The sequence below is a fragment of the Kribbella sp. NBC_01505 genome (assembly GCF_045040285.1).
Lineage (GTDB): Bacteria > Actinomycetota > Actinomycetes > Propionibacteriales > Kribbellaceae > Kribbella.
The window spans coordinates 6,904,113-6,917,017 of sequence record NZ_CP109425.1; the positions used below are offsets into that span (position 1 = coordinate 6,904,113).

At 66.4% G+C, this 12,905-nt stretch carries 14 protein-coding genes and 2 tRNA genes; 4 read left to right on the forward strand and 12 right to left on the reverse strand.

What is annotated here, in order from left to right; translation table 11 throughout:
* The first annotated feature begins 297 nt into the window (after nucleotides 1-297).
* Nucleotides 298-858, forward strand: a complete 561-nt coding sequence (locus OG474_RS32640; protein ID WP_405057452.1) for a dihydrofolate reductase family protein — start codon at nucleotides 298-300, stop codon at nucleotides 856-858.
* Between the two features lie 2 nt (nucleotides 859-860).
* On the opposite strand, the gene OG474_RS32645 is transcribed toward OG474_RS32640, so the two are convergent.
* Nucleotides 861-1,424: a TetR/AcrR family transcriptional regulator gene (locus OG474_RS32645; protein ID WP_405057453.1), complete on the reverse strand. Its 564-nt coding sequence runs from the start codon at nucleotides 1,422-1,424 to the stop codon at nucleotides 861-863.
* Between the two features lie 179 nt (nucleotides 1,425-1,603).
* Between OG474_RS32645 and OG474_RS32650 the strand changes: the two genes are divergently transcribed.
* On the forward strand, nucleotides 1,604-2,038 hold the full coding sequence (locus tag OG474_RS32650) for a hypothetical protein (protein WP_405057454.1): 435 nt from the start codon (nucleotides 1,604-1,606) through the stop codon (nucleotides 2,036-2,038).
* 67 nt (nucleotides 2,039-2,105) lie between these two features.
* Here OG474_RS32650 and OG474_RS32655 read toward each other — a convergent pair whose 3' ends face one another.
* The 5 genes from OG474_RS32655 to OG474_RS32675 all read right to left on the reverse strand — a co-directional run bounded on the left by OG474_RS32655 (nucleotide 2,106) and on the right by OG474_RS32675 (nucleotide 7,768).
* A complete protein-coding gene (locus OG474_RS32655) occupies nucleotides 2,106-3,761 on the reverse strand; it encodes a phospholipase C (RefSeq protein ID WP_405057455.1) in 1,656 nt (551 codons plus the stop codon).
* Nucleotides 3,758-4,978, reverse strand: a complete 1,221-nt coding sequence (efeB, locus tag OG474_RS32660) for an iron uptake transporter deferrochelatase/peroxidase subunit (RefSeq protein ID WP_405057456.1) — start codon at nucleotides 4,976-4,978, stop codon at nucleotides 3,758-3,760. The genes OG474_RS32655 and efeB overlap by 4 nt, the downstream gene beginning before the upstream one ends.
* The gene (locus OG474_RS32665) at nucleotides 4,975-6,090 is read right to left on the reverse strand and encodes an EfeM/EfeO family lipoprotein (protein ID WP_405057457.1); all 1,116 of its coding nucleotides are present in this window, start codon (nucleotides 6,088-6,090) and stop codon (nucleotides 4,975-4,977) included. Before OG474_RS32665 ends, efeB begins: the two co-directional genes overlap by 4 nt.
* A 203-nt stretch (nucleotides 6,091-6,293) precedes the next feature.
* A complete protein-coding gene (locus OG474_RS32670) occupies nucleotides 6,294-6,941 on the reverse strand; it encodes a hypothetical protein (protein WP_405057458.1) in 648 nt (215 codons plus the stop codon).
* 92 nt (nucleotides 6,942-7,033) lie between these two features.
* Nucleotides 7,034-7,768: a bacteriocin fulvocin C-related protein gene (locus OG474_RS32675; RefSeq protein ID WP_405057459.1), complete on the reverse strand. Its 735-nt coding sequence runs from the start codon at nucleotides 7,766-7,768 to the stop codon at nucleotides 7,034-7,036.
* A gap of 486 nt (nucleotides 7,769-8,254) precedes the next feature.
* Here OG474_RS32675 and OG474_RS32680 point away from each other — a divergent pair, with 486 nt between their 5' ends.
* A complete protein-coding gene (locus tag OG474_RS32680) occupies nucleotides 8,255-8,770 on the forward strand; it encodes a hypothetical protein (protein ID WP_405057460.1) in 516 nt (171 codons plus the stop codon).
* A gap of 42 nt (nucleotides 8,771-8,812) precedes the next feature.
* Here the strand turns inward: OG474_RS32680 and OG474_RS32685 are convergent, their stop codons facing one another.
* Both OG474_RS32685 and OG474_RS32690 read right to left on the reverse strand, forming a co-directional pair.
* Entirely contained in the window at nucleotides 8,813-9,412 is a 600-nt protein-coding gene (locus OG474_RS32685; protein WP_405057461.1) for an RICIN domain-containing protein, read from the reverse strand.
* A 903-nt stretch (nucleotides 9,413-10,315) separates the two neighbouring features.
* Nucleotides 10,316-10,392 (reverse strand) — tRNA-Ile (locus OG474_RS32690).
* Between the two features lie 256 nt (nucleotides 10,393-10,648).
* On the opposite strand from OG474_RS32690, the gene OG474_RS32695 reads away from it, so the two are divergent.
* A complete protein-coding gene (locus tag OG474_RS32695; protein ID WP_391545647.1) occupies nucleotides 10,649-10,786 on the forward strand; it encodes a hypothetical protein in 138 nt (45 codons plus the stop codon).
* Between the two features lie 11 nt (nucleotides 10,787-10,797).
* Here OG474_RS32695 and OG474_RS32700 read toward each other — a convergent pair whose 3' ends face one another.
* From OG474_RS32700 to OG474_RS32715, 4 genes are all read right to left on the reverse strand, one after another.
* Nucleotides 10,798-11,112 (reverse strand): hypothetical protein, encoded by a 315-nt coding sequence (locus OG474_RS32700; RefSeq protein WP_405057462.1) that lies wholly within the window; start codon nucleotides 11,110-11,112, stop codon nucleotides 10,798-10,800.
* Between the two features lie 70 nt (nucleotides 11,113-11,182).
* Nucleotides 11,183-11,255 (reverse strand) — tRNA-Asn (locus tag OG474_RS32705).
* A 102-nt stretch (nucleotides 11,256-11,357) separates the two neighbouring features.
* Nucleotides 11,358-11,915 (reverse strand): hypothetical protein, encoded by a 558-nt coding sequence (locus tag OG474_RS32710; RefSeq protein WP_405057463.1) that lies wholly within the window; start codon nucleotides 11,913-11,915, stop codon nucleotides 11,358-11,360.
* 44 nt (nucleotides 11,916-11,959) lie between these two features.
* On the reverse strand, nucleotides 11,960-12,847 hold the full coding sequence (locus tag OG474_RS32715; RefSeq protein ID WP_405057464.1) for an RNA polymerase sigma factor RpoD/SigA: 888 nt from the start codon (nucleotides 12,845-12,847) through the stop codon (nucleotides 11,960-11,962).
* Between the last annotated feature and the right edge of the window lie 58 nt (nucleotides 12,848-12,905).

A 12,905-nucleotide genomic window follows, 5' to 3' on the forward strand; every position in this document is an offset into this window, starting at 1 on the left:
CGGCCGGATTCGGATCGAGTGACCATTCGATCGGCCGCCTCGCCACGACACGAGGCAGCCGGCCACCACCGACCGCCGGCCACCACCGTGACCGCCACCCGCTGCTGCCGCACCCCCACGTATGGGGGGAGATCCGCCTGCGTGGCGACGATTGCGCGTGGCGACTGCTGCCCGAGGTGCTGTCGGGCGCTGCGGTACGCCGACGCGACGTCTGGCTTCCTTGGTGTCGTCCGTTGCCCTGCGCCGGAGTCCGCTGGCCCTTGACTCCTTCGCCCGGTCTCTGCGCAAGATTCGGGCATGGGGCTGACGACGTACTACATCTTCGCGAGTCTGGACGGCTTCGTCGCTGCGGAGGACAACGGGCTGGACTGGCTGTACGAACTCGAGCCGGCCGACCGCGACTTCAGTGAGTTCCTCAAGGGCATCGGTGCCTTCGCGATGGGCTCGTCGAGCTACGAGTCGGTACTGCGGGACTCGGGCCTGCTCGAACATCCGGAGCGCTGGCTCGAGGGGCACCGGGGCCGACCGGCCTGGGTCTTCAGCAGCCGGGAACTCCCCGCCATCCCGGGCGCGGACATCACCTTCGTCCATGGCGACGTCCGGCCGGTGCATGCGGCGATGGTTGCCGCCGCGGGAGACAAGGATGTGTTCATCGCCGGCGGCGGTGGGCTCGCCGCGAGGTTCGCAGTGGCCGGCCTGCTCGACCGCATGGTGGTCGGCGTGGTCCCGGCGGTTCTGACTGCCGGGAAGGCCTTGTTTCCAAGCGTTCTGACCTCCGCCGATCTGCGACTGGAGAACGTCGAGCGGGTCGGCCAGGTCGCGTACCTGACGTACGCCTTCACCCGGTCTCGGGGTTGAGCTCAGCTCTGCAGGTAGTCGAAGAGGTCGGCGACGAGGAGGGCGGGGGTTGCCTTTCCCTTGCCATCAGCAACTAAGTGTCCGGTGAGGGCCAGATCGACGGCGCCGTGGGTGGTTGCTCGTAGTAGGGCGGCCATGCGTTCGGGGTCGGTGCCTGGGAGGGTGCCTGCCTGTTGGGCTGCGGCGGTTGCTTCGATCAGTAGCTTCCAGGTCGCCTCGGCGGAGGTGCTCAGGGTGTCGTTCGGCTGGGTCCACGGCCCGAAGACGAGCCGGAACCGGGCCGGCCGGTCTAGCGCCCAGTCGACGTACTGGATAAGGATGCGGCGCAGCACCTCCGCTGGCGCGACCTCGTCGGCCTGGGTCGCGGTCATCATCTCGCGCAGCTGATCGAGCTCGCGGGCGGCGACGACGGCGAGCAGGGACTCCTTGTCGGTGAAGTGCTTGTACGGCGCGTTGTGCGAGACGCCGGCGCGATGGCCCACCTCGCGCAGCGTCACGTTGCCCGCCCCGCCCGCGTCGAGCAGTTCGGTGGCGGCGGTGATTAGGGATTCCCGGGTGGAGCTCACGAGGCATCGTAGCGTGTGGTTGACGCTGTCAACCTCGGGCCCTTTCGGGCATCCGTCCTGTGATTCTACCAACAAGTAAGAAAACTCACTGTGACCTGTTGACTACCTCTGGTGAGGTCTTTAACGTCATTGGCGGCAGCTGCCCCGCGACTCTAACCGCCCCCCACCTGGAGGTCGCCATGCGCTTCCGTACTGCCGTTTTGTCCGCCCTGCTGGTCGTTTCGTCCATTGGTGTGGCCGCTGGTCCGGCGTCTGCCCGGCCTGATGCGGCCGGTTCCGGGACGATCACGTTCCAGGGCACGTCCTGCAACTTCACCTTCACCTATGCCGGTGGCCCCCCGCCGGCTGCAGTCCAGATCCAGTCGATCGACATCGACAACAGTTGCTCCGCCGACGGTACGGCGTCCGGCACGCTCAGCTTCGGCCCTGGCAACGCCGCGAGCCTCACCCTGGATGTCTCCGTGACCAAGCCGATCGGTTGTGGCTACTCAGGCACGCTGACCGGCACCTACTCCGGCAACGCGGGCACGTTCCCCGAGCAGAGCGTCCCGAAGAAGAGCGGTAGCTTCCTCTGCCCGAACCCGGCCAAGATCGCGATCACAGCAACCCTCTGATCGCACTCCGGGGAACACCGTGACCGGCACGGTGTTCCCCGGAGCTCACCCTTCGCAGGCGAGGTCGTCAGTGTCTGGTGACGGCGCCGGTGGTGGGGTTGAGGAGTACTGGGCGGGCGTTCGGGCGGTGCCAGAAGTCGAACATCCCGGTCAGGGAGTCGGCGCGGGCGTCGTACGAGGAATCGCCGATCTGGCCGGTGCGCCAGTTGTCCTCGATGAACTTGAGGATCGAGGTCTGGTCGGTGCGGTTGTGGTCGACGAAGTTGGTCTTGCTGTAGGGGCTGATCACCAGCAGGGGCTGGCGTGGGCCGTAGCCGCAGCGGTCGGCGTACCCGCCGGCGGCCGGCTTGGTGCCGCAGAGCACTGCCTGGTCCTGGGCCGCATCCGTTGACCCGTTGACCTTCGGCGGTGTCACGTGGTCGTACCAGCCGTCGGAGTCGTCGTACGCGACGATCACCGCGGTGGAGGCCCAGTCCTTGGACTTCTGTACCTCGTTGATCGTGTTCACGAGGAAGTGCTGCTCGTCGAGCGGGTCGGAGTAGCCGGCGTGGCCGTCCTGGTACTCGCCGGCCTTCAGGAAGCTCACCGCCGGGAGGTTGCCGGCCTTCGCCGCGGCGTCGAAGTCGGTCAGGTCGTACTGGTGGTTGGCCTGGTCGGTGTGCCCGATCTTGGCGACCGAGGTCGGCGGCAGGTGCTTGGGGTTGCTGGTCGACTTGTAGTACTGGAAGGGCTCGTGGTGCGGGCTGTAGTCGACGACCGTATTGCCACCGATGTTCTGGTGGGTGGTGCCGCAGACCGAGTAACCGTTCGCCTTACTGGTCGGGCGGAAGCCGCCCTGGAACCAGCCCCACGTGGCGCCTTGCTTGTTCAGCAGGTCGCCGATGTTCTTGCCGGTCATCACGCCGAGCGCGTTCTTCGAGGTGTGGTTGTTGTCCGAGCAGTCGTCGTACGCCGGATCCGGGTCGTTGATCATCGTGCCGATGCCCTTGGCATCGGGGGAGACGGACGTGTAGGCGTCGGTCACCTTCGCACCGGTGATCGGATCGACGGCGTAGATCCCGTGGGTCTGGCCGGAGATCAGGTTCACCGCACCGGGCGAGGACGGGCCGAAGACGCTGCTGTACGAGTTGTCGTTCAGCGCGTAGTGCTGGGCGTAGTTCCACAACCCGGTGACCGTGTTGCCGTCGTAGTAGTCCATCACCAGCCCGGGCGCGCCGTACAGAATTGGTTGCCCGGTGCACTTGTCGGTCTCGGTGAACTCGACGAACTTGTCGGCCTTGCCGCCGTTGTACGCCTTCTGCTCCGCGCCGTACCCGTGGTTCTGGTCGCAGGTCAGCGCCTGCTCGTGGCTCAGGCGGCTCGGGTTGTACTGGTTCGGGTTGTGCTTGAGCAGCGCCGGCGTCAGGCCGTTGACCTTCGGGGTGTGGCGCGCGGCCTTGAACTTCGTGCCGTCGGTGTTCGCGGCGTTCGGGTAGGTGCCGAAGTAGTGGTCGAACGAGATGTTCTCGTCGAAGATCACCACCAGGTGCTTGATCGGGGTGCTCGCGCTCACCGGCGGCTGGTGATGGTCGCCACCGGGGTGCCACCAGCCGCCGGCCCAGGCGGGACCGGTCACGGCGACCAGCGCCAGCACACTGACCCCGGCCGCGGCGGCGATGGCCGCCGTACGGGTTCGTTTGCTCCAGGTGCGGGGCTTGAGGACCACACTTGCCTCCTTGTTCATGTCAGCAGCCCGCGGCCGAAATGGTCGTCGGTGTTCTGCACGCCGGGCAGCACCAGGAAGTAGCCGCCGCCGACGGGCTGGATGTAGTCGACCAGCGGTTCGTCGGCCAGTCGCTGCTGGACGGCCTCGAACTGCCGCTGGAGATCTTGCTGGTAACAGACGAAGACCAGGCCCATGTCGAGGTTGCCGACATTGTCGACGCCACGGTCGTAGTTGTAGGGACGGCGCAGGATCCGGCTGTCGTCGCTCTGCGGAGTCCGCGGGTTCGCCCGGCGGATGTGGCTGGTCAGTGGAATGGCCGAGCCGATCGGGTCGGCGGCAAAGTTCGGTACGTCGTTCTCGTGGTTGCCGTCGAGCGGTGCGCCGGTGTCCCTTCGCCGCCCGAACATGTTCTCCTGCTCGTTGATCGAGACCCGGTCCCAGAACTCGACGAGCATGCGAATCCGGCGGACGACCTGGAAACTGCCGCCCACTGTCCACGGCTGGTCGGACTGCTGGATCCACACCATCTTGTCCATCAGGGCGGCATCGTTCACATCGAGGTTCGACGTTCCGTCCTTGAAACCCATCAGGTTGCGCGGCGTGCCGGCCGGCCTGGGCGGGGAGTTGAAGCCCTCGTAGCGCCAGCGCACCTGCATCGCACCGCGGGTGTGCCGAGCGAGGTCGCGCAGCGCGTGCACCACCGTGTCCCGGTTGTCGGCGCAGAGCTGGATGCTCAGATCGCCGTGGCTCTCGGCCGGATCGAGGTGGTCGTTCGGGAAGGTCGTCATCGGGGTCAAGCCTTTCGGCTTGCGCGCGGCCAGTCCGTAGCGATCGTCGAAGAGTGAGGCGCCAACGCCGACCGTGACAGTCAGCCGGTCGGCAGGGACGTCCGGGCCGAGTACGCCGGAATCGGTTGGCGGCGCGGAGATGCCTGGATCGGGCGGCGTACCCCCGGCGGTCAGGAATCTGGCGCGTTCGGTCAAGGTCTTCAGCAGTTCGGTGAGCTCGGCCCGGTTGGCAGCGAGAACATCGAACGCGACATGTACGGCGTGCGGCTGGGCCGGTGTGGTGATCCCGGCCTGGTGCACTCCGTGGAAGGGCACGACCGGGTCGGCCGCTGGGGTCGCATCGGCTCGTCCGACCAGGGCTCCGCCACCTGCGCCGATCGCGACGCCTGCCACCCCGGCCGTCAGTGCGCCGCGGAGGAACGCGCGCCGATCTGCTTTTTCGCTCATGAGGTTCTCCGGACGTCACCGATCGCCGCGATCGGCGCGAGGACCTCCACCAGTTGGCTGACCGCGGCGTTCAGACGCTGGCGGGTCTGCGGGTCCAATGCGGTCGGCGCGATCCAGGTGCCGTCGGGCCGATGCGCCTTGGTCACCAGCTCGCGGGTCTTGGCAATCCACGTCGCGATCTGGGGCCAACCGGCGTACCGCTTGGTCATCAGTGGCGCGAGCGCGTTCAGCACGGCCTGGGTGCCGTCGAGGTTCGCGCCGATGGTGGCGAGACCGGTCCCGCTGCCCTGATCGGCCTGGCCGGTCAGCTCGAACTGCAAGGCGTTCTCCATGATTTCGTGGGCCCGCAGCGGCAGGTCGTTCGGGTCGGTCCGCTCCTTCGGAAAGTCCGCGCGCAGGCCGGCCACGGCGGTGGCGAGCTGATTGCCGACGGCAACCAAAGAGGCGGGGGACTGGCCGTGCCAGAGGCCGTACTCAATCCGCCGCAGCCCGGCGAACTCGGGATCCTTGACTCCCGCGGGCAGTCCGTCCGGCATCCCGTCGATCTGGTCGGCGAAGTCGCCGAACGTGTCGTACGCCGCGCCCAGCCGCTCGTATGCGAGATGAGCGGTCAACCACGCGGAGCGCGAGGAGGTCAGGTCGCCGCCGCGCAGTGTCTGCACCAGCGTGGTGACGTTGCCGGCGAGAGTTCCGAGCCCGGTGCTGACGTAGGTGCGGTAGGCAGCGACCGCCCCGGTGAGGTCCTGGTTGCTGATCGGCAGGATGGCCGGCGAGGGTGGTGGCGGGCCGTCCGCGATCTGGATCGTCGGCCCGGTCACCGCATCGGTGTCCTCGGCCAGACACCGGAACGCGTAGTCGCCCTTGCCGAAGGTGAGCTGCAGTGGGCGGGTCGTATTCGGGGCCAGTGCCTCGACCTCGGCGTAGACGCCCCCGGTCGCCGGGTCGATCAGGTCGACCTCGGTGGTCACCGTGCCGACATTGCTGACCTGGACGGCCTGCGGCCCACTGTGCGGAGACTTCCAGCCGCCACCGCAGTTGCCCCGCGAAACGGTGACCTTCAGAGCGTCGCCCGCGGCGTCGTGGCCGGCGCAACTGGTGAGGATCAGCGCCATTCCGCAGAGAATCGACGCACCAGCGGGGCGCACGGCAAGCGGCACGACGGCTCCGGGAGAGAGGACGGTGAACAGTTGGTCACCCTGACAGTAAGCCAACCCGACGGACGTCGCCAAGCAAGGGTGTTCACGTCCGCGAATGTTGGTCCCCAGGTCACTCGGCGTTTCCCCGGAACCAGCCGTCGAACCCACCGTGCCCCGCGCTAGCGGGATGCTTCGACGAAAGGCTTGAGGGCGGCGGCGAGGTCGGCCGGTCTCGGGGTGATCCAGACTTCGGGATCCTCGGCGGAGGCGATATACGGGCAGACCGACTGCGTATAGTCCTTGGCGATCAGGGTGAACCTGGTGACCAGACGCTTGGTGGCCGCCTCGTAGAGGAGGTAGGTCACGGGAGCAGCCTTCACCGGTATCTGTCTCTCTGGCCCCGGGACTCCGTTGGAGTCGTGGTAGCGGTAGCCGTCGCACTGGCCCCGTACCTGGCTCACTTTGTCCGCATCCTCGTCGTACTGCTTGTCATAGGCACACAGCAGCAACTGAACGTCGGCCGGCTTGCCGTTCTCGTACTTCGCGTCCCAGGAGGCCGGAAGGCCCTCGTCCGATGGTTTGTAAGCCACCATCTTGAACAGCACGGGAGTCACGCTCTCGGCCTGATAGCTCGCGAGACTGTGCGGACCCGGCCCAGCGTAGGCCGCAGTACTCCCACCGAAGCCGGACAGGCGCGGCACCTTCTCACTGTCGAACCTCAACGGGCAAAAGGACCCGGCCAGAAACAAGTGCCGCGCCCCCAGGAAGACGAGCGCACCAGCCAGCACCGCCCCAACAGCAACCAGCGCGATCAATCTCCGAGTCATCCACCCAGGATCCCGGCGAGCCACGCCTCACAGATACCAGTGGCAAGTTCCTGCACCCCGAAGGCGCTCACCTCGGTTGACTGCTCTGCGGTTCAGTAGAAGCAGTGTCCGTTGCAGATGAATACCCATCCAGCACCGCAACCGCGCCTTTCCTGGCAGGCCGGTGCGGTGTATCCGCAGTTCCAGGGGGCAACGCCGCAGAGGTCGGACTCGCGCGAGCAACTGCATCCTTCGGCGAGAATCTTGGTCTTGTTCTCCGGCCCGAGTGTGGCGATGAGCTGCCGGGCCCGGTCGAGGCCGAAGGCATCCGTGGCGGTGCTCTGCATCTTCTCGAACGTCGGTGCGTGCTGCTCGAACTGGTCGAAGTCGAAGAGGTTGTCGTTCGCCAGCATTCGCTCCACGGTCTCGTAGGCACGACGCTGCAGCTCGTTCCACGCCGGCTGGGCGGCGCGAACCGCGGCGACGTGCTCGCGCCACAACCCGGCCCGCCGTGCAGGTGACAGTGCGAGGTAGATCTCCTGCTGGTAGACCTGCGGGAAGCTGACGAAGGCGTCAAGAGTCTGCGGCAGCCGGGTCTCGTTGGCAGCTACCCAGGCTGTGGCAGCCGACCGGCGCTGCTCGGCAAATGCCGGGACCGTCCCGGCGAAGACGATTCCGCCCGCGACCGTAGCGCCCGCACTCAACCGCAGAAACGCCTTCCTGCTCAGACCCCGCGCCGGAACCGCAGTAGACAGTGGCTCCCGCGCCTCCTCACTCAGCCGCCCGAGCGCCGCCAGTACGCGCAGCGTCGCCCGCACCCCCAGCAACCGAACAAGCGGCAACGCCATCCGCCGATAAGTCCAAACCTCCGGCCTACCGTCCCCACCAACCCGCAGCAACGTCGGAACGAAGGCAGCGTCACCACCCAACACAGCCGCGCGCCACCGCACAACCTCCGGATCTTGCAACGGCCGCACGGACAAGCGCCCGTCCGCCGCCTGTTCCACTGCCTGCGAGATGTTCAGACACGTCCCACACGACGCATCGAAAGCGAGAATCCATCGAGAACCACCAGAGGCGAACATCGCTCAGCTCCAATCGGTGAGGTCCAACAGCATGACTGCGAAACGTCACTCGATAGTCACCGAAGGCGATGAAATTCCAATGACACCCTCATGGCACGCGGCGTACTGAGCAGCGCCGCCAACGTGCAGGAGTTGGCGGCCGACCAGTCCTGGCAGGATCATGACAGAGCGAGATCATGCCAACACTCTTGGTGTACCGGCGAGCGAACGTACGCCGTTCTGTCCGCTCGCAAGAACAAGGGAGGAATCATGAGATCGTCCCGATTCATAGGCATCATTTCATCTCTGATCGCGGTCCTGAGCGTTTCGACTGCCGAATCAGTCGTGGCGGCCCCGGCATCGCTGCCGTCAGCACTGTCCACAGCGCAGGCAACCGCTGCCGGGCTCAGCGACGGCCAGGCCGGATGGCTGCAGGCCGAGGTCGACCGGACCATCGCTCGCAGCGGAGGCGCGCAGACGGCGCCGAATCGGATCCAGTTCGACGGCGCCGTCATGACGATCGCGCTCCCCGGTGAGCAACACCCGCGCAACTTCTCAGACAGCGGCCCCAGCTACACCGGCACCAAGGTCGACTTGTATCAGTGCAACTCTCGTTACAGCCTGCCGGGTTGGACCGGGCACGGATCCTTCATCAACAATCAGACGGCGGGCACGATCGCTGATTCCTACACCCGAACTGGCTACTGCGCGGGCTCCATGGCGTTTGACTTCTCAGTGCACTACGACTGGACACCGATCTGGTACGTCCGGGCCTGCAGTACGTAACCTCGCCCGACAGGAGCCGGGTCCATGTGAGCCGGCATGTGATCAGTACCGGTTGCTGTAAAAGACCTGCTGAACGTCGCCGTTGTAGTCCCAGAGTTGCAGCTTGGTGCCATTGCGATCCATCGTGTGCAGATCGGCATCCAGAACCGCGAATCTATCGGCCGCCAGGTTCTGCAGAATGATCGCACGGTCGTCCGGGCTGACGACGTACACGCGCCACCTTTGCTGCAATGATCCATTGCATTTCCAAAGCTGCACTCTCGCGCCGTTCGTGTTGATCCAATTCAGATCGGCATCCAGGCACCTGTTGCTGCCCAGGCCACTGGAGATCTGAATATCGGTGTCGTTGTAGTAAGTGGCGCGCCACACTTGCTGCTGACTGTTGTTGCAGTCCCAGAGTTGAGCTATCTGCCCATCCCCGATCGTATTGAGGTCAGCGTCCATACATCGCCGGGAGTCCGCGCTCTCGAAAGCGATGTCTCGCCCCGACTCCGGGGAGCCAGGAGCCCTGGCCAGTAGCTTCAGGCCACTGGGAACCGCCACTGGCCTCGGATCGTGTGCCTTGGAGTCGACGACCGGAGTCGGCTTCGCCGGGGCGGGGCTCGCGGATCCGGTCGCCGGTGCCATGAGCATTGCGGTCATGGCTAGAACAGTTATTCCGACAACCTTCGTCAGTGACCGTCGCATGACAAACTCCCTCACGTGTGCTCATCAATTCGAATGGGACCTGCGACTTGTTCGATCACATTCCCTGCGAGGTCGGGCGGCGCTCCTCAAGGTGATACCGCAGGACGGGCGGACCAGTCTCGATGTAGGCCGAACGAGCGTAGCCCGCGCGACCCGGAGCGGCGATGTGCTGGCAGCTTCCGGCCAATTCCGAAATAGCGTGCGTTGCGCTCAATGCGGTGGCCGCCGGCCTGGGAGGAAGGGACGGCGAATGTGGCGAGTGGGACGCCGAGTGTGGCCTCCGTGCTGTTGTCCATCGCTTACCGGCGGCAGCCTCCCCACCGTCGAGGCGAGACTGATGCGGGGCGGCCCGCCTGCGCGACGGTAGAGAATGTCCTGCAGGGTATCGAAGGCGACGGCGGCCAGTTCGGGCGGTTTCACCTTCGTGGGAGCGCCGTCAAACGCGGTTGTCATGCTGGTCCGCACCATGCCGTCAGGGTCACGGCAAAGCCTGCTGAATCAACTGAGCCTGCCTTCCATGGAGCCGACGAAGTCCTGGCCGTCCATCGCACGAAGGAAGTTGTCTACGTGATCCCCGATCGTCAACGAATCTGGTAACCACGGTCGTTGAAGTGGAGTAGCAGCCATAGGTCGCGTCGAGGTCGGCGTCGCTCGGTACATGGCCGCCGGCTGGGAGTTCCTGGCGTTCCAGACGTTGACGGGACCCTGATCGTGGTCGGGTCGATCCCCAGGGCATTGTCATGGCAAGACAGTCGTCGACCTAGCCGTCCACACCGCCGAGGTAGGTTGCCCGCATCCGCTCGCGATGCCCGTCTTCGCGCAGGCGAGCCCGCAGTGCTGCCGCCTGTTTCGAGGGTGTGGTAGGGCGGGCGGGACTCGAACCCGCGACCAAGGGATTATGAGTCCCGTGCTCTAACCAGCTGAGCTACCGCCCCGGGTGCTGCTGCCTCGAAGATCCTAGCCCCTGTCCGGTCGCCTGGTGCACGCGGGGATAACGGCTCCTTTGGGCCTGGTCTGCGACCTGTTGTGGGTGTTTGGGCAGGTCAGGGGTGGTACCTCCCCGTGCCAGGTGTGGGGGTGGGTGGGGAAACCAGGGGTGGGTCAGGGGTTTGACGGAGTGGTTGTGGGGGTGGAGCGGGCATGATGGAGGTCAGGTCCGGAAGACGGTCGGACCCGATGAAGGGACGCGCGATGGGCTGGTTCATTTTCCTGGTGCTCGTGGTCGGGGCGGTGGCGGCGTACAAGTACCGGGTGCCGCTGATCGCCAAGCTGACCGGGCAACCGCAGCAGCGGATTCAGCGGGCGATCGACAAGCGCAAGCAGAAGTAGCGGACGGGTGTCTAGGCGCCGACCTGGCGGCTGATGCGGTGGGCCAGGTCGGTGAAGAACGCTCGGTAGAGCGGCTCGTCGGTGGTCCGGATCTCGATCCGCCACGGCATCTTGTCGGAGGCGCTCGCGTAGAGCAGCTCGTCGGGCTGCTGGATATTGCCGAAGTAGAGGGTGCTCAGGCCCTTCTTCTGCTCCGCGAAGCGGACCTTCGCCCACTTGACCGGGGTCCGGTAGCCCCCGATCATCGGGTTCTGCTTGAACAGGTCGAGGATGCCGCTCTCGACGTGGATGTAGACGTCGTCGTGCTCGAAGACCAGCGGTTCCATGGGCGGAAACCTCCTTGAACGACGAAGGCCGACTCCGGTGGAGTCGGCCTCTGACTTGCTGTCTGTGGAGCTCCCGCGACTGGACTCGAACCAGTAACCTGCCGGTTAACAGCCGGCTGCTCTGCCAATTGAGCTACGCGGGATCGTATTTTTCTGTCCTCGATCCCCTGAGGACTTGAGTAGATTAGCAGGCCGGAGGCGTCCTGCAAAAACGAGATTCCAGCGGTGGGATTCAACCTTCCGAGTCAGAGTCCGAACTCTTCGCGGACGGCGGCCAGGGCGGCTTCGGCGGCGTCGACGATCCCGGGCTGGGTGGGCTCCAAGCCCTTGTCCAGCACGAAGTTCCAGGTGATCGGCGCCTCGGTGAGCGCCGGGTTCCGGCGGCCGACGATGCGGACGCCGCGCTTGCCGGCCAAGGGGACATGGCGCTGTACGACGATGCTCGCGTCGACCCGCTCACGCAGCAACTGCCCGAAGCGGCCGGGGTCGTTGAGCTTGAGGTCGGTCGCGCGCAACGGCGTCCCGAACGCGGTGGTCTCGTAGACGTGCAGAACCGACGCCTCCGAATCCCATCCGGCCCGCTCGATCTGCTCCCACCCAACCCGTCGTACCGACTCGGGGGTCGGCTTGCTGTCGGTGTCCGTCGGCGCGTCCGTGGGGAGGTAGACGGCCGCGCGGGTGCCCGCCACCCAGTTGCCGTCGGCGAGCTGAGCCGCGGCCAGGATGGATTCCTTCCGCCCGGGGGCCGATCCGCCCACGGCGTCGGCAAGCTCACGGGGCCAGGTGCTGCGCCTGAATCTCACCTCGCCATCATCCCAGCCCCGCCAAACCCGCCGCCGGTGCGGGGTCAGGCGGCGTAGTCGCGGAGGTGGTGGGTGGCTCGGCGGCGGAGGTGACGGAGGGCCTCGCGCTCGATGGCGCGGATCTGGTCGGGGGTGCGGTTGAGGCGGGCGGCGGTCTCCTCGATGGTGGCGGGGGAGTGGCCTTGGAGGCCGTAGCGGTGACGGATGACCTGCTCGTGGAGCTCGTCGAGGAACTGCAGTTGGTAGGCGATGTCGCGGCGGAGGGCTGCTTGGAGGATGACCGCCTCGTCGTCGATGAGGGGCTCGGAGTCGCCGAACTCGAGGGCTTCGGGGTGGATCTGCCAGGCGTGGGCGCGCTCGAGGCGGGCGATGGTGAGAGAGGTCTCGCCGGCTAGCTCGGTGGGGGTGGGCTCGCGGCCCAGGCGTTGGGTCAGGTCGTGGCGGGCGCCGGCGACCCGGCAGGCGTCGGCATAGGCCTGGGCCGGCATCCGGACCAGGCGGGAGCGGTCGGAGATGGCGCGGCCCAGCGCCTGGCGGATCCACCAGATCGCGTACGTCGAGAACCGGTGGCCGAGGCGGTGGTCGAACCGCTCGATCGCCCGGATCAGGCCGATGTTGCCCTCCTGGATGAGGTCCAGGAGCGAGATCCCCTTGCCGGTGTAGCGGCGCGCGATCGTCACCACGAGCCGCAGGTTGCTCTCGATCATCCGGCGCCAGGACTGCCGCCCGAGCCGGACGACCTCCCGCAGGTCGCCCGCGTCGGCCGGCGCCGGATCCGCGGTCAGGCGGTCGGCGGCCAGGACACCGGCCTCGATCCAGTGCGAAAGCTCGTTGACCTCCTCCAGTGTGAGTAGTTCGTGCCGACCGATCTCGCGCAGGTAGGCGACCAGCGCGGTCACGTCGGCAGGTTCGCAGTCCAGGTGCTCAGCCATCCGCTCCCTCTCTCCTGACAAGAGGATGCAGCCGAACCACCCTCCGTGACCGGCCAAT